At 71.8% G+C, this 25,121-nt stretch carries 22 protein-coding genes and 1 riboswitch; of the genes, 15 read left to right on the plus strand and 7 right to left on the minus strand.

What is annotated here, in order from left to right; genetic code table 11:
- Window positions 1–59: 59 nt before the first annotated feature.
- The 4 genes from OG440_RS15050 (at window position 60) to OG440_RS15065 (ending at window position 5,714) form a co-directional block, all read left to right on the plus strand.
- Entirely contained in the window at window positions 60–1,454 is a 1,395-nt protein-coding gene (locus OG440_RS15050) for a sensor histidine kinase (RefSeq protein WP_406007338.1), read from the plus strand.
- A gap of 300 nt (window positions 1,455–1,754) precedes the next feature.
- The gene (locus OG440_RS15055) at window positions 1,755–2,426 is read left to right on the plus strand and encodes a LuxR C-terminal-related transcriptional regulator (RefSeq protein WP_406007339.1); all 672 of its coding nucleotides are present in this window, start codon (window positions 1,755–1,757) and stop codon (window positions 2,424–2,426) included.
- 269 nt (window positions 2,427–2,695) lie between these two features.
- Window positions 2,696–4,642, plus strand: coding sequence for a 2-oxoacid:acceptor oxidoreductase subunit alpha (locus tag OG440_RS15060; RefSeq protein ID WP_406007340.1), 1,947 nt, complete (start codon window positions 2,696–2,698; stop codon window positions 4,640–4,642).
- Window positions 4,635–5,714 carry a 2-oxoacid:ferredoxin oxidoreductase subunit beta gene (locus tag OG440_RS15065; protein WP_406007341.1) on the plus strand — a complete coding sequence of 360 codons (1,080 nt, stop codon included), beginning with the start codon at window positions 4,635–4,637 and terminating at the stop codon, window positions 5,712–5,714. The genes OG440_RS15060 and OG440_RS15065 overlap by 8 nt, the downstream gene beginning before the upstream one ends.
- Window positions 5,715–5,741: 27 nt before the next feature.
- On the opposite strand, the gene OG440_RS15070 is transcribed toward OG440_RS15065, so the two are convergent.
- Window positions 5,742–6,137: a winged helix-turn-helix transcriptional regulator gene (locus OG440_RS15070; protein ID WP_406011359.1), complete on the minus strand. Its 396-nt coding sequence runs from the start codon at window positions 6,135–6,137 to the stop codon at window positions 5,742–5,744.
- Window positions 6,138–6,245: 108 nt separating this feature from the next.
- Here OG440_RS15070 and OG440_RS15075 point away from each other — a divergent pair, with 108 nt between their 5' ends.
- The 4 genes from OG440_RS15075 (at window position 6,246) to OG440_RS15090 (ending at window position 10,186) form a co-directional block, all read left to right on the plus strand.
- On the plus strand, window positions 6,246–7,100 hold the full coding sequence (locus OG440_RS15075; protein ID WP_406007342.1) for an SDR family oxidoreductase: 855 nt from the start codon (window positions 6,246–6,248) through the stop codon (window positions 7,098–7,100).
- Window positions 7,101–7,243: 143 nt separating this feature from the next.
- Entirely contained in the window at window positions 7,244–8,398 is a 1,155-nt protein-coding gene (rarD, locus tag OG440_RS15080) for an EamA family transporter RarD (RefSeq protein WP_406007343.1), read from the plus strand.
- A 178-nt stretch (window positions 8,399–8,576) separates the two neighbouring features.
- Window positions 8,577–9,062 (plus strand): VOC family protein, encoded by a 486-nt coding sequence (locus OG440_RS15085; RefSeq protein ID WP_406007344.1) that lies wholly within the window; start codon window positions 8,577–8,579, stop codon window positions 9,060–9,062.
- A 170-nt stretch (window positions 9,063–9,232) separates the two neighbouring features.
- The gene (locus OG440_RS15090; RefSeq protein WP_406007345.1) at window positions 9,233–10,186 is read left to right on the plus strand and encodes a M28 family metallopeptidase; all 954 of its coding nucleotides are present in this window, start codon (window positions 9,233–9,235) and stop codon (window positions 10,184–10,186) included.
- 15 nt (window positions 10,187–10,201) lie between these two features.
- Here the strand turns inward: OG440_RS15090 and OG440_RS15095 are convergent, their stop codons facing one another.
- The gene (locus tag OG440_RS15095) at window positions 10,202–11,686 is read right to left on the minus strand and encodes a tetratricopeptide repeat protein (RefSeq protein WP_406007346.1); all 1,485 of its coding nucleotides are present in this window, start codon (window positions 11,684–11,686) and stop codon (window positions 10,202–10,204) included.
- Between the two features lie 214 nt (window positions 11,687–11,900).
- Here OG440_RS15095 and OG440_RS15100 point away from each other — a divergent pair, with 214 nt between their 5' ends.
- The 3 genes from OG440_RS15100 (at window position 11,901) to OG440_RS15110 (ending at window position 14,343) form a co-directional block, all read left to right on the plus strand.
- Complete coding sequence (locus OG440_RS15100) at window positions 11,901–12,404, plus strand: hypothetical protein (protein ID WP_406007347.1); 504 nt, start codon at window positions 11,901–11,903, stop codon at window positions 12,402–12,404.
- Window positions 12,405–12,423: 19 nt separating this feature from the next.
- Window positions 12,424–13,677, plus strand: a complete 1,254-nt coding sequence (locus OG440_RS15105) for an amidase family protein (protein WP_406007348.1) — start codon at window positions 12,424–12,426, stop codon at window positions 13,675–13,677.
- A 78-nt stretch (window positions 13,678–13,755) separates the two neighbouring features.
- Window positions 13,756–14,343: a flavodoxin family protein gene (locus tag OG440_RS15110; protein ID WP_406007349.1), complete on the plus strand. Its 588-nt coding sequence runs from the start codon at window positions 13,756–13,758 to the stop codon at window positions 14,341–14,343.
- 49 nt (window positions 14,344–14,392) lie between these two features.
- Here OG440_RS15110 and OG440_RS15115 read toward each other — a convergent pair whose 3' ends face one another.
- The 4 genes from OG440_RS15115 to OG440_RS15130 form a co-directional block, all read right to left on the minus strand.
- On the minus strand, window positions 14,393–15,364 hold the full coding sequence (locus OG440_RS15115; RefSeq protein WP_406007350.1) for an ABC transporter permease: 972 nt from the start codon (window positions 15,362–15,364) through the stop codon (window positions 14,393–14,395).
- On the minus strand, window positions 15,351–16,331 hold the full coding sequence (locus OG440_RS15120) for an ABC transporter ATP-binding protein (protein ID WP_406007351.1): 981 nt from the start codon (window positions 16,329–16,331) through the stop codon (window positions 15,351–15,353). Before OG440_RS15120 ends, OG440_RS15115 begins: the two co-directional genes overlap by 14 nt.
- A gap of 143 nt (window positions 16,332–16,474) precedes the next feature.
- On the minus strand, window positions 16,475–17,758 hold the full coding sequence (locus tag OG440_RS15125) for a LolA family protein (RefSeq protein WP_406007352.1): 1,284 nt from the start codon (window positions 17,756–17,758) through the stop codon (window positions 16,475–16,477).
- Between the two features lie 225 nt (window positions 17,759–17,983).
- Window positions 17,984–18,994: a polyprenyl synthetase family protein gene (locus OG440_RS15130; protein ID WP_406007353.1), complete on the minus strand. Its 1,011-nt coding sequence runs from the start codon at window positions 18,992–18,994 to the stop codon at window positions 17,984–17,986.
- 676 nt (window positions 18,995–19,670) lie between these two features.
- Window positions 19,671–19,897: riboswitch (cyclic di-AMP (ydaO/yuaA leader) on the plus strand.
- Between the two features lie 3 nt (window positions 19,898–19,900).
- Between OG440_RS15130 and OG440_RS15135 the strand changes: the two genes are divergently transcribed.
- Complete coding sequence (locus OG440_RS15135) at window positions 19,901–20,374, plus strand: transglycosylase SLT domain-containing protein (RefSeq protein WP_406007354.1); 474 nt, start codon at window positions 19,901–19,903, stop codon at window positions 20,372–20,374.
- A gap of 69 nt (window positions 20,375–20,443) precedes the next feature.
- Here OG440_RS15135 and OG440_RS15140 read toward each other — a convergent pair whose 3' ends face one another.
- A complete protein-coding gene (locus OG440_RS15140) occupies window positions 20,444–21,268 on the minus strand; it encodes an HAD family hydrolase (RefSeq protein ID WP_406007355.1) in 825 nt (274 codons plus the stop codon).
- 291 nt (window positions 21,269–21,559) lie between these two features.
- Between OG440_RS15140 and OG440_RS15145 the strand changes: the two genes are divergently transcribed.
- The 3 genes from OG440_RS15145 to OG440_RS15155 all read left to right on the plus strand — a co-directional run bounded on the left by OG440_RS15145 (window position 21,560) and on the right by OG440_RS15155 (window position 25,053).
- Window positions 21,560–22,624: a GNAT family N-acetyltransferase gene (locus tag OG440_RS15145; protein ID WP_406007356.1), complete on the plus strand. Its 1,065-nt coding sequence runs from the start codon at window positions 21,560–21,562 to the stop codon at window positions 22,622–22,624.
- 69 nt (window positions 22,625–22,693) lie between these two features.
- Window positions 22,694–24,181 (plus strand): glycosyltransferase, encoded by a 1,488-nt coding sequence (locus OG440_RS15150; RefSeq protein WP_406007357.1) that lies wholly within the window; start codon window positions 22,694–22,696, stop codon window positions 24,179–24,181.
- A gap of 116 nt (window positions 24,182–24,297) precedes the next feature.
- Window positions 24,298–25,053, plus strand: coding sequence for a polysaccharide deacetylase family protein (locus tag OG440_RS15155; RefSeq protein WP_406011360.1), 756 nt, complete (start codon window positions 24,298–24,300; stop codon window positions 25,051–25,053).
- Window positions 25,054–25,121: the final 68 nt, after the last annotated feature.

Raw genomic sequence — 25,121 nt, forward strand, 5'->3', positions numbered from 1 at the left:
GTGGGAGGTGGGGATCGACAGCCGCGCGACGAGCGGGACGAGCAGAACGGACGACGCCGATGGCCACGCAGTACGAGCAGTACGGGCAGCACGACCGGTACGGGCGGTACGGGCGCCATGACGAGTACGGGTCGCAGGAGGGGCGCCGGGACGGCGGGCGCCGTCACCTGCTGCCGACGGGCCTGCGTGAGCCGCTCACGGCGCGCCACTGGCGGGAGCTCGTCTACGTCCTGCTCGGTCTGCCGATCGGCATCGTGCTGTTCACCTTCATGATCACGATGCTGTCGCTGGGGGCCGGCCTGCTGGTGACCTTCCTCGGCATTCCGGTGCTGGCGGCCGCACTGGCCGCGGGCCGGGGCTTCGGAGCGCTGGAGCGGGCCCGGGCGCGCGGACTGCTCGGCCTGGAGGTGGCCGATCCCGAGCCGTTGCGGCCCCGGGGCAGGGGCGCGATGGCCTGGATGGCCGCCGTGCTCAAGAGCGGCACGTCGTGGCGGCAGGCGCTGTACGCGGTGGTGCAGTTCCCGTGGGCGGTGTTCTCGTTCGCCGTCGCCGTGACCGTGTGGTCGTTCGGCTGGACCATGCTCACCTATCCGCTGTGGTTCTGGGTCTTCCCCCTGTACGGCGGTCAGGGCGGGCTGCAGCTGTACGGCGACGAGCAGCACAGTGTCTACCTCGACAACCCCTTCGAGATCACCGTGACGGCGCTGGTCGGCCTGTTGATCACGCTGGCCACGCCGTGGATCGTCCGGGCGCTGACGACGGTGGACCGGCTGCTGGTGCACGGGCTGCTCGGGCCGTCGTCGCTGGGCGCGCGGGTGGTGGAGCTGGAGTCCGACCGGGGGGTCGTGGTGGACACGGCCTCCGCCGACCTGCGGCGTATCGAGCGTGACCTGCACGACGGGGCGCAGGCCCGGCTGGTGGCGCTGGCGATGGACCTGGGGCTGGCGAAGGAGAAGCTGCGCGAGGATCCGCGGGAGGCGGCGCGGATGGTCGACGAGGCACACGGTGAGGTGAAGACGGCGTTGCAGGAGCTGCGGGACCTGGCGCGCGGGATCCATCCGGCGGTCCTGACGGACCGGGGGCTGGACGCGGCGCTGTCGGCGGTGGCCTCGCGGTGCACGGTGCCGGTGCGGGTGGATGTGGATCTGGTGGAGCGGCCGGCGCCTGCGATCGAGGGGATCGCCTACTTCACCGTCTCGGAGTTGCTGCAGAACATCAGCAAGCACAGTGGGGCGCGGTCGGCCTCGGTCGACGTGTGGCGGGTGGAGGACCGGTTGATGCTGCAGGTGGTGGATGACGGGGTGGGGGGAGCGGACGCCTCCGGCGGGGGGTCGGGGCTGGCCGGGCTCGCGGGGCGGCTGGACGCGGTGGACGGGATCCTGGTGGTGGATTCGCCGGCGGGTGGGCCCACCCGGGTGACCGCGGAGTTGCCCTGGCGCGGCCACGGCGTCTGAGGGAGGGGTCGGAGGAGGGTCGCCGGCCACCCGTACCCGTGGCGCCCACCCCACCGTGGCCCACCCCCGCCGTTGTACCCAGCCCGGCCGCTCTCCCCGTCGCCGCCCGTGCCTGTCGCCGCCTTTCCCGTCGTCGCCTTTCCCGTCGTCGCCCGTCCGGGGTCGCTCCCGGACGGGCGACTCGGCGCGTGGCCGGTTTTCTCTTTCCGGGGTCGCACCCTTGGCCGTGTGCAGACGGGTTCGTCGCGGGAATGCTTGACTGGTTCTACCAACGGGTGGACGGCTGGGGGGCCGAGGATCGTGGAGGACAGGGTGCGGGTGGTCATCGCCGAGGATTCGGTGCTGTTGCGGGAGGGGCTGACCCGGTTGCTGACGGACCGGGGGCACGAGGTGGTGGCCGGGGTCGGGGACGCGGACGCTCTGGTCAAGACCATTACGGAGCTCGGCGACGAGGGAGCGCTGCCCGATGTCGTCGTCGCGGACGTGCGGATGCCGCCGACGCACACGGACGAAGGCGTGCGGGCCGCCGTACAACTGCGCAGGGCGCATCCCGGGCTCGGCGTGCTGGTGCTGTCGCAGTACGTGGAGGAGAGGTACGCCACCGAACTGTTGGCCGGTTCCAGTCGCGGGGTCGGATATCTGCTGAAGGACCGCGTGGCAGAGGTGCGGGAGTTCGTGGACGCCGTGGTGCGGGTCGCGCAGGGCGGTACCGCCCTCGATCCGGAGGTCGTCGCGCAGCTGCTCGGACGGAGCAGGAAGCAGGATGTGCTGGCCAACCTCACCCCGCGGGAGCGGGAGGTCCTGGGGCTGATGGCCGAGGGGCGGACGAACTCCGCGATCGCCCGGCAGCTGGTCGTCAGCGACGGGGCCGTGGAGAAGCACGTCAGCAACATCTTCCTGAAGCTCGGCCTGTCGCCGAGTGACGGGGATCACCGCCGGGTACTGGCGGTCCTCACCTATCTCAATTCGTAGCGAGATGGCACTGTGCCTTTCGTCGAGCCGGGGAACTCGGTGAAGGCGGCGAACAAGTGGTGCGGAACCGTGGTGTGATCCGGAGCGTCTACCGGAATCGCGCCGGGCGGCGGGAAATCATGAAAAGCGGGGGTGCCGGGCCGTCTCGGGGACAGCGAACCGTCATACGAATGGCCGAGGTAAGGCGACCCTTACAGACGTAGGGTTGATCCGTGGACGGCCTTTGGGAAGGCCGTCCGGGACAGCCACCTCGAGGGAGGTCCAGTTCAGTGACCAGTCAGGTCAGCAGCCCAGCGGAACAGGCCGACGGAACCGACGGAGCCGACGGGACCGTCGTGGGAGAACAGCGCAAACCGGGTGCGACGAAGGACGTCCGTCGTCTCGACCGGGTGATCATCAGGTTCGCGGGCGACTCGGGTGACGGTATGCAGCTCACCGGCGACCGTTTCACCTCGGAGACCGCGTCGTTCGGCAACGACCTCTCCACCCTGCCCAACTTCCCCGCCGAGATCCGCGCGCCCGCCGGGACCCTCCCCGGCGTCTCCTCGTTCCAGCTGCACTTCGCCGACCACGACATCCTCACTCCGGGTGACGCGCCCAATGTGCTGGTCGCCATGAATCCGGCGGCGCTGAAAGCCAACATCGGCGATGTGCCGCGCGGCGCGGAGATCATCGTCAACACGGACGAGTTCACCAAACGGGCGATGCAGAAGGTGGGGTACGCGGCCTCGCCGCTGGAGGATGGGTCCCTCGACGGTTACCAGCTCCATCCGGTCCCGCTGACCACCCTGACCGTCGAGGCACTCAAGGAATTCGACCTCACCCGTAAAGAGGCCGAGCGCAGCAAGAACATGTTCGCGCTCGGCCTCTTGTCATGGATGTACCACCGGCCCACCGAGGGCACCGAGAAGTTCCTGAAGTCGAAGTTCGCGAAGAAGCCCGACATCGCGGCCGCCAACCTCACCGCTTTTCGTGCCGGGTGGAACTTCGGCGAGACGACCGAGGACTTCGCCGTCAGTTATGAGGTCGCCCCGGCCGCGAAAGCGTTTCCCGTCGGCACCTACCGCAACATCTCGGGGAATCTGGCTCTGGCGTACGGGCTGATCAGCGCCTCGCGGCAGGCCGATCTGCCACTGTTTCTGGGCTCGTACCCGATCACGCCGGCCTCCGACATCCTGCACGAACTCAGCAGACACAAGAACTTCGGCGTGCGGACGTTCCAGGCCGAGGACGAGATCGCGGGGATCGGCGCGGCGCTGGGGGCGGCCTTCGGGGGGTCCCTCGCCGTCACCACCACCTCCGGGCCCGGGGTGGCGCTGAAGAGCGAGACCATCGGGCTCGCGGTGTCGATGGAGCTGCCGCTGCTGATCGTGGACATCCAGCGGGGCGGCCCGTCGACCGGCCTGCCGACCAAGACCGAGCAGGCCGATCTGTTGCAGGCCATGTTCGGGCGCAACGGCGAGGCGCCGGTGCCGATCGTCGCGCCCCGCACGCCCGCCGACTGTTTCGACGCGGCGCTGGAGGCGGCCCGGATCGCGCTCACCTACCGCACGCCGGTGATGCTCCTGTCCGACGGCTACCTCGCCAACGGCTCCGAGCCCTGGCGGATCCCGGAGCTGGACGAGCTCCCGGACCTGGCCGTGCAGTTCGCCCAGGGGCCCAACCACACCCTGGACGACGGCAGCGAGGTCTTCTGGCCGTACAAGCGGGACCCGCAGACCCTGGCCCGGCCGTGGGCGGTGCCGGGCACGCCGGGGCTCGAACACCGTATCGGCGGGATCGAGAAGGAGGACGGGACCGGGAACATCTCCTACTCCCCCGCCAACCACGACTTCATGGTCCGCGTCCGCCAGGCCAAGATCGACGGCATCGACGTCCCCGACCTCGAGGTCGACGACCCGCACGGGGCGGACACCCTGGTGCTGGGCTGGGGTTCCACCTACGGGCCGATCACCGCCGCGGTACGGCGGCTGCGCACCGCCGGGGAGGCCGTCGCACAGGCCCACCTGCGGCATCTCAATCCGTTCCCGCGCAACCTGGGCGCGGTGCTGAAGCGTTACGACAAGGTCGTCGTCCCGGAGATGAACCTCGGCCAGCTCGCCACCCTCGTACGGGCGAAGTACCTGGTCGACGCCCGCTCGTACAACCAGGTCAACGGCATGCCGTTCAAGGCGGAGCAGCTCGCCGCGACCCTCAAGGAGGCCATCGATGGCTGAGACCTCGACCCAGGGCACGGGCACGATCGAGGCACTCTCGCTCGTCCCCAAGGCCGTGGCCCGGCAGTCCATGAAGGACTTCAAGTCCGATCAGGAAGTGCGCTGGTGCCCCGGCTGCGGTGACTACGCGATCCTCGCGGCCGTCCAGGGCTTCATGCCGGAGCTGGGGCTGGCCAAGGAGAACATCGTCTTCGTGTCGGGCATCGGTTGCTCGTCACGCTTCCCGTACTACATGAACACCTACGGCATGCACTCCATCCACGGGCGGGCGCCGGCCATCGCGACCGGTCTCGCCGCCTCCCGGCGGGACCTGAGCGTGTGGGTGGTCACGGGCGACGGGGACGCGCTGTCCATCGGCGGCAACCATCTGATCCACGCCCTGCGGCGCAATGTGAACCTGAAGATCCTGCTGTTCAACAACCGGATCTACGGGCTCACGAAGGGGCAGTACTCGCCCACCTCCGAGATCGGCAAGATCACCAAGTCGACGCCGATGGGCTCGTTGGACGCGCCCTTCAACCCGGTGTCGCTGGCGCTCGGCGCGGAGGCGTCGTTCGTGGCACGGACCATCGACTCCGACCGCAAGCACCTGACGGAGGTGCTGCGCCAGGCCGCCGCCCACCCCGGCACCGCGCTGGTCGAGATCTACCAGAACTGCAACATCTTCAACGACGGCGCGTTCGAGGCGCTCAAGGACCGGCAGTCGGCCGAGGACGCGGTGATCCGGCTCGAGCACGGGCAGCCCATCCGGTTCGGGGCGGACCGCGCGCGGGGTGTCGTGCGCGACCGGGCGAGCGGTGATCTGCGGGTCGTCACGGTGACCGAGGAGAACGAGGCGGAGATCCTGGTCCACGACGCGCACGCCGCGTCCCCGACCACCGCCTTCGCGCTGTCCCGACTGGCCGACCCGGACACCCTGCACCACACGCCGATCGGCGTGCTGCGCTCGGTGGAACGACAGGTCTACGACACCCAGATGGCGGACCAGCTGGACGCGGCGATCGAGCAGCACGGCAAGGGCGACCTCGCCGCGCTGCTGGCGGGCGGGGACACCTGGACGGTCGTCGGCTGAGGCGGGCGCCGATCGCGGCGGAGCGGTTCACGAGGCCCGGGAGCGGAGTTCCCGGGCCTCGTCGTATGTCCGGCGGGCCTGCTCCACATCCGGCATCCGGGTGTGGGTCCACAGGGCGAGCGCGCGCACCTGCTCGGCGGCCTCGCGGCCGAGGTCGGTCAGGGAGTAGTCGACGCGCGGTGGGATGACCGGCTTGGCGTCGCGGTGCACCAGGCCGTCGCGTTCGAGGGTCTGGAGGGTCTGGGTGAGCATCTTCTCGCTGACCGGCCGGCCGGCCCCGCCGATCGCCCGGCGCAGCTCGCTGAACCGGTACGAGCGGTCGAGCAGCTCGATCAGCACGAGAACACCCCACCGGCTGGTGACATGTTCCAGGACGAGGCGGTAGGGGCACATGCCCTCCGCTTCAGCGGCGCCCACCTGCATACTTACCGTCATGCCAGTACCTTACTTCAAAGTGGGTACTTTCGCTTGGTTAGCGCTTCCCCTAAGGTCGGTGTCAGACCCACAGCCCCCCACTAGGAGTTCTGACCCATGAGCATCGTCGTCACCGGAGCCACCGGACACCTCGGCCGTCACGTCGTGGAGCAGTTGCTGGAGAAGGTTCCGGCTGAGCACATCACGGCCGTCGTACGCGACGAGGCCAGGGCCGCCGACCTCGCGGCCCGCGGCGTGCGCCTCGCCGTCGCCGACTACAACGCCCCCGAGACCTTCGGCAGCCTCTTCGCCTCCGGCGACAAGGTGCTGCTGATCTCGGGCAACGAGTTCGACAAGGGCCGCCCGACCCAGCACCAGGTCGTGATCGACGCCGCGAAGGCGGCCGGGGTCGCGCTCCTCGCGTACACCAGCGCGCCGGGCAGTCTGAGCGCGGCGCTGGCGGACGACCACCGCGCCACCGAGAAGGCGCTGCTCGCCTCCGGTGTGCCGTACACGCTGCTGCGCAACGGCTGGTACCACGAGAACTACACCGAGCAGCTGGCCCCGGTGCTGGAGCACAACGCGGTCGTCGCCGCCGCCGGCGAGGGCCGGGTCTCCTCCGCCTCCCGCGCCGACTACGCGGCGGCCGCCGTCGCCGTCCTGACCGGCGAGGGGCACGAGAACAAGACGTACGAGCTGGGCGGCGACGAGGCGTGGAGCTTCGCCGAGTACGCGGCGGAACTGAGCCGCCAGACCGGCAAGGAGATCTCCTACAACTCCGTGCCCGGCGAGGTGCTCACCGGCATCCTGACCGGCGCCGGGCTGCCCGAGGCGTTCGCCACGATCCTGGTCGGCGTGGACGCGTCGATCGAGAAGGGCGAGCTGGTCGTCACCGGCGGCGACCTGTCCCGGCTCGCGGGCCGCCCGACCACCCCGCTCGCCGAGGCGATAGCGGTCGCACTGAAGGGCTGACACTCCCTTCCCGGAGAGCCCTCGCGCCACAGCCGTCTCACCCACCCCTGCCTGTCATGACCGTATGGCGATACGGGCATGACAGACGGGGGTGCTCGGCGTTACCTTCGTCCACGCATGCCTGACGTGAGAAGGAGGGGCCCGTGGCCGGGACGTCGAAGAGTGAGGGCCGGACAGGGCTGCTGAACGGCCTCGCCGCCTACGGGATGTGGGGCATGGTCCCCCTGTTCTGGCCCCTGCTCAAGCCGGCCGGGGCGACCGAGATCCTCGCCCACCGCATGGTGTGGTCCCTCGCCTTCGTCGCGGTCGCGCTGCTCGTCGTACGGCGCTGGGCGTGGGCCGGCGAGCTGCTGCGCCAGCCGCGCAGGCTCGCCCTCGTCGTGATCGCCGCGGCCGTCATCACCGTGAACTGGGGCGTCTACATCTGGGCCGTGAACAGCGGCCACGTCGTCGAGGCGTCCCTCGGGTACTTCATCAACCCGCTGGTCACCATCGCCATGGGCGTGCTGATCCTCAAGGAACGGCTGCGGCCCGCGCAGTGGGCGGCGGTCGGCGTGGGCTTCGCGGCGGTGCTCGTCCTCACCATCGGCTACGGCCGCCCGCCGTGGATCTCCCTCACCCTCGCCTTCTCCTTCGCCACCTACGGACTGGTGAAGAAGAAGGTCAACCTCGGCGGGGTCGAGTCGCTGGCCGCCGAGACCGCCGTCCAGTTCCTGCCCGCGCTGGGCTACCTGCTGTGGCTGTCCGCGCACGGCGGCCTCACCTTCGCGACCGGGGGCACCGGACACGCGGCCCTGCTCGCCTCCACCGGCATCGTCACCGCGCTCCCCCTCGTCTGCTTCGGCGCGGCGGCGATCCGCGTGCCGTTGTCCACGCTGGGTCTGCTCCAGTACCTGGCGCCGGTCTTCCAGTTCCTGCTCGGCGTCCTCTACTTCGGCGAGGCCATGCCCCCCGAGCGCTGGGCCGGGTTCGCGCTGGTGTGGCTGGCACTGGTGCTGCTCACCGGCGACGCGCTGCGCACCTCCCGCCGGGCGGCCCGCGCGCTCGGCCCCGCGATCGCCGAGAGCAGGTCCAAGACGCCCGGCGCGACGGGCGTGACGGGCGTGACGGGTACTCCCAGGACGACGGGGGCTACGGGGATCACGGGTACTACGGGGACTACAGGGTCCGTTCGGGAGGCGGAGAGCGTGACTCCCGGCGTCGTCGGCGACGCTGCCGCCGCCGGCGTCGCCGCCGCCTCCGCCGTGCCCGGCGCCCCCGCCCCGGAGGCGGGAGTCTCTCCCCTCGCCCAGCCGTAGGTCGCCGCCACCGCTGTCACCATCGCACCGCCACCCCTGTCACGGCCGTCACGGCCGTCGCACTCGTCACCGCCGTCACCGCCGTTCGGAGCGGAACGCGGCGGTCCGGTCCGGCCGTTCCGGACGGAGTGCGGCGCGCGGCGGGCCGAGCCGGGGCAGGCCTGCTAGAAGTGGCTGCATGACCGAGACATCCGCGGCACCCGAGGCCGCGCCCACGCCCGTGCACTGGAAGCTCGTCGTCGACTCGGCCGACCCGCACGCGCAGGCCGACTTCTGGGCCGGCGCGCTGCATTACGAGGTCGAGGACAACAGCGCGCTGATCGAGCGACTGCTGGAGCTCGGCGCGCTGCCGGGGGCGGCGACGCTGGAGTTCCACGGCCGCCCGGCCTTCAGGGACCTGATCGCCGTACGTCACCCCGACGACCCGTACGACCCGGACAGCGGGACCGGGCTCGGGCGCCGGCTGCTGTTCCAGCGGGTCCCCGAGGCCAAGACGGTGAAGAACCGGCTCCATCTCGATCTGCATCCCGGCGCGGGGCTGCGCGCCGGGGAGGTCGAGCGGCTGACGGCGCTGGGGGCGAGCGTGCTGCGAGAGGTGAAGGAGCCGTCCGGGCAGTGGGTGGTCATGGCGGATCCGGAGGGCAACGAGTTCTGCGTGCACTGAGGGCAACGAGAGGCTTCGGTATGTGAACCCGCTGTCCGGATAGCGCTCTTGACGGAGTGTTGGCCCCGGCTTCACCATCCAGTCACCCCATTCACTGTGGATTACCTGTGGGCGTCCAGGTGCTCGACGGTCGCCTACGGGTGTCCCGCTGGAATCTGGAGCCCCCCACCATGAAGCTCCCCGTTTCCGGGCGGGCGACGGTCACCTCCGTCGTCGCGGCCGTCACCCTGCTCGCCACCGGATCCATAGCCGGGGCGGCCCCCGCCCCCGAACCCGGGGCGATCGCCGCCGCTCCCGACATCCCGGTGGCCAACGTCAAGGCCCACCTGACCCAGCTGCAGTCCATCGCCACCGCCAACGGCGGCAACCGGGCGCACGGCCGTACCGGCTACAAGGCGTCGCTCGACTATGTGAAGGCCAAGCTGGACGCCGCCGGATACGCCACCACCATCCAGCAGTTCACCTCCTCAGGCCGCACCGGCTACAACCTCGTCGCCGACTGGCCCGGCGGCGACACCGGCCAGGTACTGATGGCCGGGTCCCACCTGGACTCCGTGACCGCGGGGCCCGGCATCAACGACAACGGCTCCGGCTCGGCGGCCGTCCTGGAGACGGCACTGGCGGTGTCCAGAGCCGGCTACCACCCCACCAAACACCTGCGGTTCGCCTGGTGGGGCGCGGAAGAGCTGGGCATGGTCGGGTCCCGGTACTACGTCAACAGCCTCACCGCGGCGAACCGGGCCCGCATCAGCGGCTACCTGAACTTCGACATGATCGGCTCGCCGAACCCCGGCTACTTCGTCTACGACGACGACCCGGCCATCGAGAAGACCTTCAAGGACTACTTCACCGGCCTCGGCGTCCCGACGGAGATCGAGACCGAGGGCGACGGCCGTTCCGACCACGCCCCCTTCAAGAACGCGGGCGTACCGGTGGGCGGCCTGTTCAGCGGCGCCGACTACCTCAAGACGGCGGCGCAGGCGGCCAAGTGGGGCGGTACGGCCGGACGTGCCTTCGACCGCTGCTACCACTCCTCCTGCGACACCTCGGCCAACATCGACGGCACGGCCCTGGACCGCAACGCGGACGCACTGGCGTACGCGGTCTGGACCCTGTCCTCCTGACCGGCCGGGCGGCCGCTACGCGCCCGACTTCCGGGCGCGTTCGGCCAGCCGGAGCATGCGCGCGCGGGCCGACTCCAACTCCTCGACGTCGTCGGCGGCCGGGCCCTCCTCCGTGGTGAGCTCCGTCCACAGGCCGAGGAGTTCGGTCCCCAGGTTCAGTCCCTGCAGGGGATCGCGTACGGCACGCCAGGCCGCGGCCGCGCTCTGGACGTTGCCGTACGCGGCCTCCGCGTCCCGGGTGCGGCGGCTGATGCGGACCAGGTCGAGGGAGGTGTGGAAGGCGCGCAGCGGGTCGCCCGCCAAGTAGGCGATGTAGGCGGTGAGTTCACGCAGCCGGAGCACCTCGGGGTGCTCCGGTCCCAGCGTTCCGGACGCCTCCAGCACGGTCTGCTCCGCGAGTGCGGCCGCGTTGTCCGTACGGCCCGCCCGCACGGCCTCGTTGATCCGCGCGAGCGGTTCCGCGAGGAGGGCCGGGGAGCCACCGTCGCCGTGGAGGGTACGGGGGTCGTCCCCGAGCACCGCCTCCGCGACCGCGTCGAAGCCCCGGGCGGGGGTGGGCTTGGTGTTCGGGTCGAGGACGGCGTCGGAGACGAGGTCGTAGGGGAGGAAGGGGGTGGGCGCGGAGCCGGACCTGGTGGCGGGCGTGGGGGTGGAGGCGGGCGTCGGGAGCGGCAGCGGGATCGGGGCCGGGGCGGAGACCGGGGTCAGGATCGCGGTCGCGGCCGAGGCCGGGCCTGCGGCGGGGGCCGTGTCCGGGGTCGGCTGCTCGTCCATCGTCGGGGGCGGGCCGAACACACCCGTGGGGGCGACCACCGTGCCGGGCGCCGGGGTCTCCCCCGCGTGCGTGGCTGCCGGCGCCGGTGCCGGACGGGCACCCTGCTCCGCTTCCGGGTCGGGCACCGCGCGCAACGGGAACGTCGGGGCCGCGTCCCGCACCGGCTCGGCCGCCGGGCGCAGGAAGTGCGTGGGCTTGTCCCGTCGCGGCCGAGCGGACTGATCGTCGTCGGACACGGGCCCGGGTACGGGCGTGTCGGCAGGCGCGGGAGCGGCGGGCGCGGAGCCGGCGGCGGGCGCGGGCGGGTCGACGGTTGCGGGCGGGGCGGCCGGGGCGGTGACCGGCGCGGGCGGGTCGGCGGGCTCGGAGCTCCGCGTGTGCGGTGCCGTCTCCTGCCGTGCCGCCGCCGACGGGGCCGCGCCCGTGCGCAGGGGGTCCGCCGTGAAGTGGCTGGAACCGTCCTGTTCCACGCGCAGGGCGACGACGTAACCGATGCGTTCGTCGTGGACCGTGGCGAGGACCGGCCGGCCGGTGGCGAGGGCGATGCGGTGGAGGTGGCTCAGGACGGCGCGCTGGATCTCCTCGCCGTCGGCCGCCACGACCGGGACACCGCCTATCGTCGCCGCTGCGCCCCCGCGGACATGGACATCGAGCGGTGCCACCGCGACGGCCGTGGGGCCGGCGTACTTCTGTTCCCGCTTCTTCTCGCGGCTGAGTCGAGACATCGGTTCCTCACTCGGATGCGTCGTCACGATCCGGTCGTCCAGGTACGTGTACGTGGACACGTACTGTTGAGTCTCTCCGAGCGCTCCCGGTCCGCGCGTCACCGCGACGTCACAGCCTCGTTCCAGGAACCCACGCCCCACTCCCGGGGCGGCTCCGGAACACCATGATCAGGGGCGTCCCGGAGCGACGGCGACGACGGGGAGGGACACGGTCATGGGGACGACGGACGGGCAGCGGGGGCCGGAGATCTGGATCCGGGGGCCGGTGGCCGCACCGGATCCGCTACCGGTGCCGTACGCCTCCACCGCCGGGCCCCGGCGCTTCTCCTGGGTCGCCACGCACGGCGGGGCCGGCGGCTCCACGCTCGCCGCCGTCTTCGGCGGCCACGACTGCGGACGCGCGTGGCCCGGCGCCGGGGATCCCCCATCCGTGTTGCTGGTGGCCCGCACCCACGCGGCCGGACTCGACTCCGTCCTGCGCACCCTGGAGGTCTTCCGGCACGGGGAGGCTCCGCGAGGGCTCGACCTGGACGCGGTGGTGCTCGTCGCGGACGCGCCGGGCCGGCTGCCCCGGCCCCTCGTCCAGCGGGTACGGGTGATCGAGTCGGTCGTCGACGTGTACCGCGTCCCGTGGGTGACGAACTGGCGTCTCGGCGAACTGGGCGGGAACCCGCCACGCGAGACGGAACCCCTGTCCCGGCTCACCGGGGCCCGCTGAGCGGGCGGGGGAGGACGGGGTGCGGCCCGGGCCCCTGGCGTGGCCGCCGGCCGTGGAGATCGCGGCGGCCGTGCGGGCGGGGCGGCTGTCGGCCGTGGACGTGACGGACGAGGCGCTCGCACGGATCGCACGCGTCGACCGGTCGCTGTGCGCCTTCGCCGAGGTGTGGGAGGACAGGGCGCGGGCGTGGGCGCGCGCGGTCGACGCCCGGGCCGCCGCGGGCGAGCGGCTGCCGCTGGCCGGGGTGCCGATCGGCGTGAAGGGGCGGCACGGGCTGCGGACGGCGGGCCCGCTGATCGCGGCCGGATGCGTGCCGGTGGGGGCGACGGCCGTACCGGGGCCCGGCACCCCCTGGCAGACCTGGGGCCTCGGCGCCCACGGCCGGACCGTCAACCCCTGGCGCGCCGACCGCACGCCGGGCGGCTCCTCGGCCGGGTCCGCGGCGGCGGTGGCCGCGGGCCTGGTCCCCCTGGCGACCGGCAGCGACGGCGCGGGCTCGGTGCGGATCCCGGCCGCGTGGTGCGGTGTGACCGGCCTGAAGACCACGAACGACCGGCCGACGAACCGCCGACCACCGCGGGGGGAAGGAGCGTCACCGGCCTCCCGGGACCGTACGGGGCTTGCGGCGCCCGGCGTCCTCGTCCACCACGCGGCGGACGCCGAGGCGTACTGGCGGGTGATGGCGCCGACGGCAGGGGCGGATCGGGCGGATCCCGCCGCCCGGCCGGAGTCTGTCCGCTCTCCGGATCCCGTCCCGTCTCCGGGGTCCGCCTCGCCTGTCGCCGTCTTCTCCGCCGACCTCGGCTTCGCCGATCCCGATCCGGGGCCGCTCGCGGCGGCCCGGGCCGCCGCCGGGCGGCTGGCCGCGGCAGGCGTCGTACGGCTGCTTCCGCCGTGCGACGCGCCCCTGCGGCTGGCGGACCCCGCCCCGGCCTGGCTCGCGCTGCGCACCCCCGGTTCGGACGTCCGTGCGGCCGAACGCGTCCGGAGCGCGAACGACCGTCTGCTCGCCGACCTCTTCGCCCGCGCAGACCTGCTGCTGACCCCGACGACCCCGAACGCCGCGCACGGTCACGAGGGCCCGGGCGACCGGTACTCGACCGCGCTCACCTGGGCCTTCAACCTGAGCGGGCATCCGGCGATCAGCATCCCGGCGGGCCTCGGCGCGGACGGCTGTCCGCTGGGGCTGCACATGGTCGCGGCCCACGGCGGGGAGCCGGCGCTCCTGGCAGCCGCCCGAGCCGCCGAGGCCGTCGAGAGCGTCGAGGCGTAGACCCTGGGAGAATACTTGCGTACACATATAATGCAGGTGCAGAATATCGTCGTACGCCGACTACCTGGGGGAGCGATCATGACCCGTCGCAGTTTCCTGTTCGTGCTGGGCAGCAGCCGTCCGGACGGCAACACCGAGTTGCTGGCCCGGGCGGCCGCCGAGCAGTTGCCCTCCGACGTCGAGCAGACGTGGATCAGCCTGGCCCGGCATCCGTTGCCCGACTTCGAGGACCAGCGGCACGACAGCGACCGCGTCCGCCCCACCGAGGGCAACGCGGCCCTGCTGCTCGACGCCACGCTCGCCGCGACGGACATCGTGATCGCGTCCCCGCTGTACTGGTACTCGGTCTCCGGCCAGACCAAGCGCTACCTGGACCACTGGGCGGGCTGGCTGCGCACCCCCGGCCTCGGCTTCAAGGCGGCGCTCGCCGGGCACACCCTCTGGGGTGTCACGGCGCTCGCGGACGACCGGCCCGTGGTCGCCGATCCGCTCGTCGGGACGCTCAACAACTCGGCCGCGTACATGGGGATGTCCTTCGGCGGGGTGCTGCTCGGCAACGGCAGCAAGCCCGGTGACGTCCTCAAGGACACGGAGGCGCTGACGCGCGCGAAGACGTTCTTCGCGGGAGAGACGCCGGCGGCCCGCTTCCTGTACGAAACCGGCTGAGACCTACGGGGCACGCCGGCGTCGACCTCGGCGAGGTGCGCCCGACGTCCTACGCCGTGACGTCCTTCGTCGTGAAGCGTGCCCAGGCCGCCGAGCCGAAGACGGCCGCGTACAGGGCCTGGAGGCCGAGGTTCTTCTCCAGGTCGTCCCAGTAGACCGGCTCACGCATGAGGTCGGCGAAGGACAGCCAGTGGTGGGAGAAGAAGTACGGCTGCAGGGCGTGCAGTTGCGGGATCTGGTCGAGGATCTGGACCGTGATCAGCAGACCCACCGTCGTCGCCATGGCCGCGATGCCACTGCCGGTGAGGGTGGAGACGAACAGTCCGAGCGCCGCGATGCCGGTCAGGGAGGCGGCGACGACCAGGGCGATCAGCAGGGCCCGCAGCAGCCCGTCGCCGAAGCCGATCCGGGTGCCGGAGATCGTCGTCAGATCGCCCAGCGGGAAGAGCAGCGCCCCGACCGTCAGCGCCGAGACCGCGACCACCAGCGTCGCCACCAGGCAGAAGATCATGACGGTCGCGTACTTGGCCAGCAGCAGACGGGTGCGGCCGGCCGGCGCGACCAGCAGGTAGCGGAGCGTGCCCGCGTTCGCCTCGCCCGCGATCGAGTCGCCCGCGATGACGCCGATCGCCATCGGCAGGAAGAACGGCAGCGTCACGGCCAGCGCGGTGAAGACGAGGAACAGGCCGTTGTTGGTGACCTGCGAGATGAACGCCGGTCCCTCGCCGCCGCCCCCTCCCCCGCCGCGTCCGCCGGACGAGCCGTCGCTCGTCTCGATCTTCACGGCGATCCCGACCAGGACCGGCACGGCCGCCAGCACGCCCAGCAGCGCGAGGGTCCGCCAGCGTCGGAAGGTGGTCAGCAGTTCGCTGCGGAGCAGCCCGAAGGTCCAGGTCCACCGCACCGTCCGCGCCGGTGACGAGGCCTGTGTCGACGTCGGCGTCCGGCCCGATGCCTGCGTCGGTGCCGAGGTGGGTGCCGGCTCCCGGCTCCGGTCGTCCGCCGTGTCAGCCCGCGACATCGAATCCCTCCCCGGTGAGAGCCACGAACGCGTCCTCCAGGGAGGCCCGCTCGACGGCGAAGCCGCGCACCCGGACACCCGCCGTCACCAGCGCGGCGTTCAGGTCCGCGAGGTCACGGTCCGGGGGCGGGGCCTCTGCGCTCACCCGGTCCTCGCCGAGGACGACGTCGTCCGCCCCCTGCTCCTTGAGCACCCGGGCCGCGTCGGCCGGGTCCGGGGTCGTCACGACCAGCCGGCCGCGGGTCCCCGCGGCGAGGTCGGCCACCGGGCCCTGGACGAGCAGCCGGCCCTGCGCCATCACCGCCGCGTGCGTGCAGACCTGCTCGATCTCGTCGAGCAGGTGCGAGGAGAGGAAGGCGGTCGTGCCCTCCGCCGCCAGCTCCCGGATCAGGGAGCGGATCTCCCGCATGCCCTGCGGGTCCAGGCCGTTGGTCGGCTCGTCGAGGACGAGCAGCCGACGGGGCTGGAGAAGGGCGGCGGCGAGGCCCAGGCGCTGTTTCATACCGAGGGAGTACGCCTTCGCCTTCTTGCCCGCGGCGGCCGTCAGGCCCACCCGTTCGAGCGTCGCCGACACCCGCGCACGCCGGGTGCGCGGATCGGCGGTCGGGTCGGCGGCGTCGTAGCGCAGGAGGTTGTCCCGGCCGGAGAGGAAGCCGTAGAGGGCGGGACCCTCGATGAGCGTCCCGACGTGGGGCAGGACGGCGCGCGTGGCCCGCGGCATGGGTTGCCCCAGGACGCGGGCCGAGCCGGCCGTGGGTTCGATGAGTCCCATCAGCATGCGGATGGTGGTGGTCTTGCCGGAGCCGTTGGGGCCGAGGAAGCCGAAGACGCTGCCCGCCGGGACGGTCAGGTCGAGGCCGTCCACGGCGAGCTGCCCGCCGCGGTAACGCTTGGTGAGGGCGCGGGTGTGGATGACGGCGTCGTCGTCCACGGGCTCCCGTACGGGTTCCCGCACTGACTCCCCCATACGGCTTCCCCTCCGGCTTCCCGGTCTCCGGTGTCCGTGGGCCGGCCTCCGCCCCGCTTCACCCGCTCCACCACTTCATCACTTCACCGAACGGCCGCCTCGCATGCCTCGGCCGCTCGGCCGCCCGCGTTCGGCCGCTCGGCCTACTTCGCCGCGTTCGCCGCCTTCACCAGGGCGTCCTTGGTGACCGCGCCGACGTAGACCTTGCCGTCGTCCGTCATCAGGGCGTTGATCAGGCGGGTCGAGAAGACGGTGCCGGAGCCGAACTTGCCGGTCACCTTGTCGCCGAAGGAACCGAGGAAGCCGCCGAGGTCGCCGCCTGCCTCCGCGCCCGAGGGCACGCCCTCGCCCCCGGTGTCGAAGACGGCGACGGACGTCCAGCCCTCGCCGAGGACGTCGGGTCCGCCGAGGCCGCCGAAGCCGTCCTCGCCCTCGACGCCCCCGATGCCTTCGAGGTCCTTCGCGAGGTCGTCGGACTTCTCCGAGTGACCGGGGGCGCTCTTCCCGGCCTCGTCGCCCTCGGTGACCTTCGCGCCCTTGGGGGCGGTGAAGTCGAAGGTGGACGCGGCGGGCTTGGCGAAGCTGACCTGGGTGAAGCCGGCGTCCACGACGGCGGCGCCGCCGCTCGCCGGGGTCAGCGTGAACTTCAGCGGCAGGCCGGTCTTCGCGTCCACGGCCACACTGATCGCGCCGACCGTGGAACCGGACTGCTTCGGCTTGACCAGCAGCTTGTAGGCGTCACGGCCGGCGACCTGGACGGTGCCGTCGACGGTCACGGAGGTCGTGTCGTCGACCGCCTTCAGCGCGTCCTCGGTGAGCTCTCCGGGCGTGGCGGGGACGGGGGTCTCCGCCTTTCCGGAGTCCTTGCCCGAACCCTTGCCGGAGCTCTCGTCTGCGGTCGAGTGGTAGACCTCGTTGGACGCGCTGTCGTATCCCCACACGTCCTTGCCGTTGTGGACGACGCTGTACTCGGCGGCGTTCTCCAGCAGCGAGAGCTTCTGCCGGTCCGGGCCGTCGGCGGCGACGCGCAGGGTGTGCGTGCCGGCGGCGAGCTCGGTGAGCTTGGTGGACGGGTCGGCGGACGAACCGTCACCGCCCTGCCCCGCGGCCCCCGAGAGGAGCCCGCTCTCCAGTCCCCCGAGGTCGGGCAGCCCGAGATCGGTGCTGATCTTCACCGTTCCGGACAGCTGCTGCACGTCGGACGCGGCGATCTTGTCGAGGAGCTGCTGTGCGGTGATCTTCGGCAGGTCGGGGTCGCCGGAGTCGGCGAGCGCCGGGACCAGCCCGATCGTCGCCGCCGCGACACCGATCACGGTGACCGGGACGATGTACCGCGCGGCCTTGCGCCGTCCGAGGCGCAGGTCGTCGGCTTCCGCGCCGGTCGACGCCCCGCCGGTCGTGGTGTCGTCGGATGCCTTCGGTGCCATGTGTGCCTTACCTCCGTCGTCGGCGGCGGCTGGTCATCTCACGCTTGCACGTCCCCACCCCAAGCCGCCATTCTCACCCGAATCGGTGAGGAGTGGTGTTTTCCGTGGTTCCCATCTGACCAAATCAGCCATGGGTAAGCGTCAGCCCGAGGGCTCAACTCCACATACGCCTGCGGTATGACACGAGATGACGAGCCGGCATCCGACCCGTAGGGGTCCCCGGGGTCAGCCCGCCCGGTGGACCACCGCGTCGCAGAGTTCCATCAGCGCCGCCTTCGCGTCGCACTCGCGCAGCGGCGCCAGCGCGGACCGCGCTTCCTTCGCGTACCGCACGGTGTCCCGGCGGGCCTGCTCCAGCGCCGGGTGGGCCCGCAGCGCCTCCAGTGCCTCGGTGTGCCGGGCGTCGTCGGTCAGGTCGGAGTCCAGCAGCTCGCACAGGGCGATGTCCTCGGGCAGCGACAGCCGCGCCGCCCGCTCCCGCAGCCGCAGCACGGGCAGCGTGGGGACACCCTCGCGCAGGTCCGTGCCCGGCGTCTTGCCCGACTCGTGCGAGTCGGAGGCGATGTCCAGGACGTCGTCCGCCAGCTGGAAGGCGACGCCGAGGCGCTCGCCGTACTGCGTGAGCACGTCGACGACCGTATCGTCGGCGCCGGACATCATCGCCCCGAACCGGCAGGCCACCGCCACCAGTGAGCCGGTCTTGCCACCGAGCACGTCGAGGTAGTGGTCGACCGGGTCGCGCCCGTCCGTCGGCCCCGCGGTCTCCAGGATCTGTCCGGTGACCAGCCGCTCGAACGCCTCCGCCTGCACCCGCACCGCCTCCGGCCCCAGGTCGGCCAGGATGTGGGAGGCACGCGCGAAGAGGAAGTCACCCGTGAGGACGGCGACGGAGTTCCCCCAGCGGGTGTTCGCGCTGGACACCCCGCGCCGCACGTCCGCCTCGTCCATCACGTCGTCGTGGTACAGCGTGGCCAGGTGGGTCAGCTCCACCACGACGGCCGACGGCACGATGCCCGGCGCGTACGGGTCCCCGAACTGCGACGCGAGCACCACGAGCAGCGGCCGGAACCGCTTCCCGCCCGCGCGTACGAGGTGCTGGGCGGCCTCCGTGATGAAGGGGACCTCACTCTTGGTGGCCTCGAGCAAACCTTCCTCGACAGCCGCCAATCCGGCCTGGACATCGGCTTCCAGAGCCTGGTCCCGCACGCTCAGCCCGAACGGCCCGACGACGGTCACGAGGGGTCTCCTGTCTGCTGGTGTCTACCGGCGATTACGCGGTTTGTCGATAGGTCTCTGCCATCACTCAAGTCAGCGTATCCGGTCACGTTTCGATCACCGATAGCCCCCACGTCCCGCGGGCTCGAATGGACTCGCTCCGGACTCGCCCGGGGGCGCCCGGAAGGCCTCCGGAGGGCGTCCGGGGGGCGCCCCGCAGGCCAGGCACCGTCTGATCATGCCCGTTATGTTGTTGATCAGCTCATATGAGCGGACATGGAGAGAGTTTCCGGGAAGCGGGGATTCATGTCCCGGACGGGGTGCACGCCGCCCGGAACGAGCCCGGCCACCCTCTCTCCGCGTGACGACGATCACGCTTTCACCCCCCTCTCCCCCGCGACGCGTCGGGCGCGACGGCGGACTTTCCCTTTCCGCGCCCCATGGCCATTCCTTAAACGATGAGTTGGGCTTAATGCCCGATTCGACACTCTTGTGGATGCCGGTGAGTTGGCTCACTCGGCGCGAAGATCCGGTTCACCGTCGCCCTTCACCGATTCTCCGCACCCCCCAAGCAAGTTGAAGGTTTGCACCCACAAAGGATCAAGCACCCCATAGGCCACAGACCAAGGTCAATAGGGGTGATCTGTGAATCCGCTACTTGTTCCGGACATGTGCTCTCGCATACGTTCCCGACCTGTCGGGCGGAACGCCGAATCCTGCCGCCGCCCGAACACCCATCGATACCGCTCGGCAGGAGCGGGGGAACCAGGTAAGTCGCCGAAACGGATTTCCGGATGTCTTGGATATGCAAGACGTTTCGGACAGGCCGTACGGCTAGGGGTCAAGCCGCGACCGTCAGGACGCGACCGGGCAGCTCCCGCCCGAACCCGACAGCTCACCTCGCAGGCGCCGGAGAGGAAATTCGTCATGCCCGCTGCCGCTCAGCCGCGCCGCAACCGTCTCGTCCGCACGCTCGCCGTCGCCGCCACCGGCGCGGCCGTGCTCGCCCTCCCCGTCCTCGGGGCGACCACCGCCTCCGCGGCGACGCCGACCGTCTCCACGGCCACCAGCCTCGGCTACGCCAACAACCTCGACGGCTGGATCCGGGCGTCCCTCCAGGTCATGGGGCAGCACGGCATCCCGGGGACGTACAACGGCATCTACCGCAACGTCATCCGCGAGTCCTCGGGCAACCCCAACGCCATCAACCTGTGGGACTCCAACGCGGCCGCGGGCATCCCGTCCAAGGGACTGCTCCAGGTCATCGACCCGACCTTCCGCGCCTACCACGTGAACGGCACGTCGTGGGACTCGTACGACCCGGTCGCGAACATCACCGCCGCCTGCAACTACGCGGCCGCGCGCTACGGCTCGATCGACAACGTGTTCGGCGCGTACTGATCGCCCCGGCGGCGATGCCGACAGGGCTCCCGGTAGCCGGTAGTCCCTGTCCGGTAGCCGGGTAGCCGGTTACGGAAACAGTCGTTCGAGGACGACGGCCACGCCGTCGTCCTCGTTCGACGTCGTCACCTCGTCGGCCACCGCCTTCAGCTCCGGATGGGCGTTGGCCATGGCCACTCCACGAGCCGCCCAGTCGAACATGGGGATGTCGTTGGGCATGTCCCCGAAGGCGACGGTGTCCTCGGGCCGCAGCCCCAGGTGTTCGGCGGCCAGGGCCAGACCCGTCGCCTTGGTGATCCCGCAGGGCTGGAGTTCGACCGTGCCCGGCCCCGACATGGTGACCGTGGCCAGCGAGCCGACCACCGAGCGGGCCGTCGACGCCAACTCGTCGTCGGACAGCGTGGGATGGCGCAACAGCACCTTGCTGATCGGCTCGCACCACAGGTCGTCCCGCCGGCCGACCCGCAGGGCGGGCAGCGTCGGGTGCGGCATGCGGTAGCCCGGCTCGATGAGCGTCAGCCCGTCGACGCCGTCCTGGTCGACGGCCGCGTACAACTGCCCGACCTCCGCCTCGATCTTGCCGAGCGCGGTCTCGGCCAGCTCCCGGTCCAGGGTGACCGACCACAGCAGTCGGTCCGCGCCGGCGTCGTACAACTGCGCGCCCTGGCCGCACACCGCGAGCCCCCTGCTGTGCAGCCGGTCGAGCAGCGGGCGCACCCGGGGCGCGGGCCGTCCCGTCACCACCAGATGGCGTGCGCCGACGGCCGCCACCCGCGCGAGTGCGTCGAGCGACCGGTCGGAGAAGGTGTCGTCGCCGCGGAGCAGCGTCCCGTCCAGGTCGGTGGCGATGAGGGAGTACGCGGTGCGCTCGGCATATGCGGTGGGTGCGGCCATGATCAGAGAATACGGATCCCGGGCCCCCCGGGTTCGACGCGAACCGGACGACGTTCACGTCCTGTCCTGTTCTGCCAACTCCCCTTGTCCGCCAGGCTCACGACTGGTTGCCGAACGACTCGATGAAACAGCTTTCTGGCACATCGCCGGGTAGCGGACGGTTAAAGGCCTCTGCACCGGTTGGCAACAACATGCGACGCTACCTACCGCGATGGCCAGGTGGAGCGGTACCGTCCAGGTGTCCAGGGGGGACTTGATCGGGGGGTCAGGTTGAGCAGTGGGCGCATTCGTGTGCTGAGGCCGCAGGACCTCGGCGAGGGGGAGAGGGAGCGGTGGCGCGCGCTGCGTGCCGCGTCGACGCTTCCGCGAAACCCCTTCATGGAACCGGAGTTCACCGACGCCGTGGGCCTGGTGCGGCCACGCTCACGGGTGGCGGTGGTGTACGAGGGGCGTGAGCCGGTCGGCTTCCTGCCCCACGAACGGGGCCGGCTCGGACAGGGCCAGGCCCTCGCGTACGGCGTCTCGGACGCGCAGGGCGCGGTACTGGCCCCGGGTCTCGGGCTGAACGCCGACGAACTGATGCGGGCGTGTGCCCTGTCGAGCTTCGCCTTCGACAACCTGGAGGCGGAGCAGGGGCTGTTCACCGCGCACGCGGCCGAGGAGTACGCCTCCTATGTCATCGACGTCGAAAAGGGTTACGAGACCTATGAGTCCGTGCTGCGCGCTCAGTCGCCGAAGTTCCTGAAGACGACTCTCGCCAAGGAGCGCAGGCTCGGCCGCCAGGTCGGGGAGCTGCGGTTCGTGTTCGACGAACGCGATCCGGCCGCCCTGCGCACGCTCATGGCGTGGAAGTCCGCGCAGTACCGCAGGACCGGCCGCCGGGACCGGTTCGCACAGGAGTGGATCACCCGGCTCGTGGACGCGCTCGCCGGGACGCGCGCGCCGGAGTGCTCCGGCACGCTCTCCGTCCTCTACGCCGGTGACCGGCCGATCGCCGCGCACTTCGGACTGCGTTCGTCGACCGTGCTGGCCTGTTGGTTCCCTTCGTACGAACCGGAGTTCGCGAAGTTCTCGCCCGGCCTGGTCCTGCATCTGCGGATGGCCGAGTCGGCCGCCGCCGAGGGCATCGGCCTGCTCGACCTGGGGCGGGGCGCGGCCGAGTACAAGGACTCGCTCAAGACCGGGGAACTCCCCGTGTACGAGGGAGCGTGGTCGCGTCCGGGAGTGGGCGCCGCGCTGTACTGGCTCAGCCGTGAGCCGTCCCGCCGCGCGCATCACTTCGTGCGCAACCGGCCGAGGCTGGCCGCGGCGGCCGCACGGACCTTGAAGGGCGCGGGCCGACTGCGCCGATCGTGACGGGCGGCGTCGGCCGGCCGACGTGACGGGCGTGAGACGGCGTGAGACGGCGTGAAACAAGGGGGGTTCATGTACCGCGCTGCACGTGCACAGCGGGAGATTCAGAGGTTCCTGGACATCGGGCCGGTGCAGGTCGCCGAGCTCGAACTGGACGACGGGGGTGTCCTCAGACCGGGGCCGGGCAGCCCGCCCGTCACGCACGGCGAGGTGTTCGTGCTGGTCAGGCGGGGCGGGCGGCCGATCGGGACACTGCTCGGCCTGGTACCGGAGGGCGCGGACCCGAAGACCGTCCTGCTGGGTCTGGCCCTGCGCCGGTCGGCATCCGGGCCGCCTTCCGGGCCGCCTTCCGGGCCGCCTTCCGCGGAGGCGGGGCCGGGGTCTGGGCGGGGGTCTGAGCCGGGGCCTGGTTCCGGGCGGGGATCCGGGCGGGGGTTCGAGCCGGGGCCTGGGGCGGGGCCCGCGCACGGGGTGGCCGCCTCGACCGCCACCGCCCCGACCGACCCGCACGCCGGCGCCCCGATCGGCCCGCACGGGGCGACCAGCCCGATCGCCCCGGCCGTCGCCGTCCCGTTCACCACCGTCGTCGTCGCCACGCGTGAGCGCGTCGAGAAGCTCGCCCAGGCCCTCGACTCGCTGCTCGCCCAGGATCACCCGGACTTCGAGATCGTCGTCGTCGACAACGCGCCGGTGACGGACGCCACCCGGGACCTGGTCGAGCGCAAGTACGCCGAGCGCGTGCGGTACGTCACCGAACCGGCGCCCGGACTCGCCGTCGCACACAACAAGGGCGTCGAGTCCGCCTACGGCGAGGTGATCGCCTTCACCGACGACGACGTCGTGGCCGATCCGCGCTGGCTCACGGAACTCACCGCGCCGTTCACCGCCGACCCGGGCCTCGGCTGCGTCACCGGCCTGATCCTGCCGGCCCGGCTGCGGACCCCTGCCCAGGTGCTCCTGGAGAGCCACGGCGGCTTCGCCAAGGGGTTCACGGCCCGCACCTACGACCCGCTGGACCCGCCCGCCGACGAGCCGTTGTTCCCGTTCACCGCGGGCCGTTTCGGCTCCGGCGCCAGCATGGCCTTCCGTACGGAGGTACTGCGGGCGGTCGGCGGCTTCGACCCCGCGACCGGCGCGGGGACACTCGCGCGGGGCGGCGACGACCTCTACGGGTTCGTCCGGGTCCTCGTCGGGGGCCACCGGCTGCACTACACCCCGCTGGCCCTGGTCTGGCACCACCACCGGGAGACCTGGCGGGACCTCGAGACCCAGGCGTACGGCTACGGTGCCGGCCTCACCGCCTACCTCACGGCGATCCTCGTCAACCGGCCCGGTCTGCTGCCGGCGTTCCTGGCCCGGCTGCCCCGGGGCCTCGCCCACGCTCGGGCGCTGACGGCGAGCCGGGAGGCGGAGCCCGCGGCGGACGGCGCGCCCGGCGGCCACGACGCCCGGAACCACGCCTGGCCCGCCCGGCTCTCCCGGCTCCAGCGGCGCGGCATGCTCTACGGGCCGGTGGGCTATCTGCGCGCCCGGCGCGCGTTGCGAGGTGCCGCACGATGACGGCGTCCGCGCACAGAACCGCCGACGACAACGCGGGCGGGAGCAGCGGCCGGGACACGGAGAGGGACAGGGCCAGCGGCGGTAACGGCTTCCCGGTGTTTCTGTATCACGCCGTGATGGAGGAACCGCCCGCCTGGATCGCCGAGTTCACCGTCAGCCCGAAGCAGTTCGGCGAGCACCTGGACGCCGTCGTGGACAGCGGCCGAACGCCCGTCACGATCAGCGCGCTCGCCGACCACCTCGCGGGGCGGGCGCCGCTGCCGCCCCGGCCGGTGCTGCTCACCTTCGACGACGGCTTCGCCGATCTGCCCGGTGCGACGGCCGAGGCGCTGGCCGGCCGCGGCCTGCCCGCCACCGCCTATCTCACCACCGGAGCGATCACCCGCGGCGGACGCAGCCTGCTGCCGCCCGCGCCGATGATGACGCTGGAGCAGGCGGCCCGACTCGAGCAGTACGGCATGGAGATCGGCAGCCACACCGTCACCCACGCCCAGCTGGACACTCTCTCTCCCCGGGCACTCGCGCACGAACTGCGTTCCTCACGTTCGGTGTTGGAGAACGCCCTCGGCCATCAGGTCCGTCATCTCGCCTATCCGCACGGCTACAACAGCGGGCGGGTACGGCGCACGGCGGCGGCCGCGGGCTACGAGACGGCCACCGCCGTACGGCACGCCCTCAGTTCGGACCGCGACGAGCACTACCGCATCGCCCGGCTCATCGTGCGCCGCGGTCACACCGTCGCCGATGTCCGTGACTGGCTTGCCGGATCCGGGGCCCGGATGGCCCCGTACCGCGACGGACCGAAGACGGTCGGCTGGCGCTGGTACCGCCGTGCCCGCGCCGCCGTGCACGGGCCGGTGTTCGCGGGTTGAACCGAGTTCGACGATTTTGGTGTGAAAAGAAGAGAAAATTCCTATAGTTGGCTTGAGGGAGGGGAGCC

Origin of the sequence: Streptomyces sp. NBC_00637 (genome assembly GCF_045161545.1) — a bacterium.
Classification (GTDB): Bacteria; Actinomycetota; Actinomycetes; order Streptomycetales; family Streptomycetaceae; genus Streptomyces.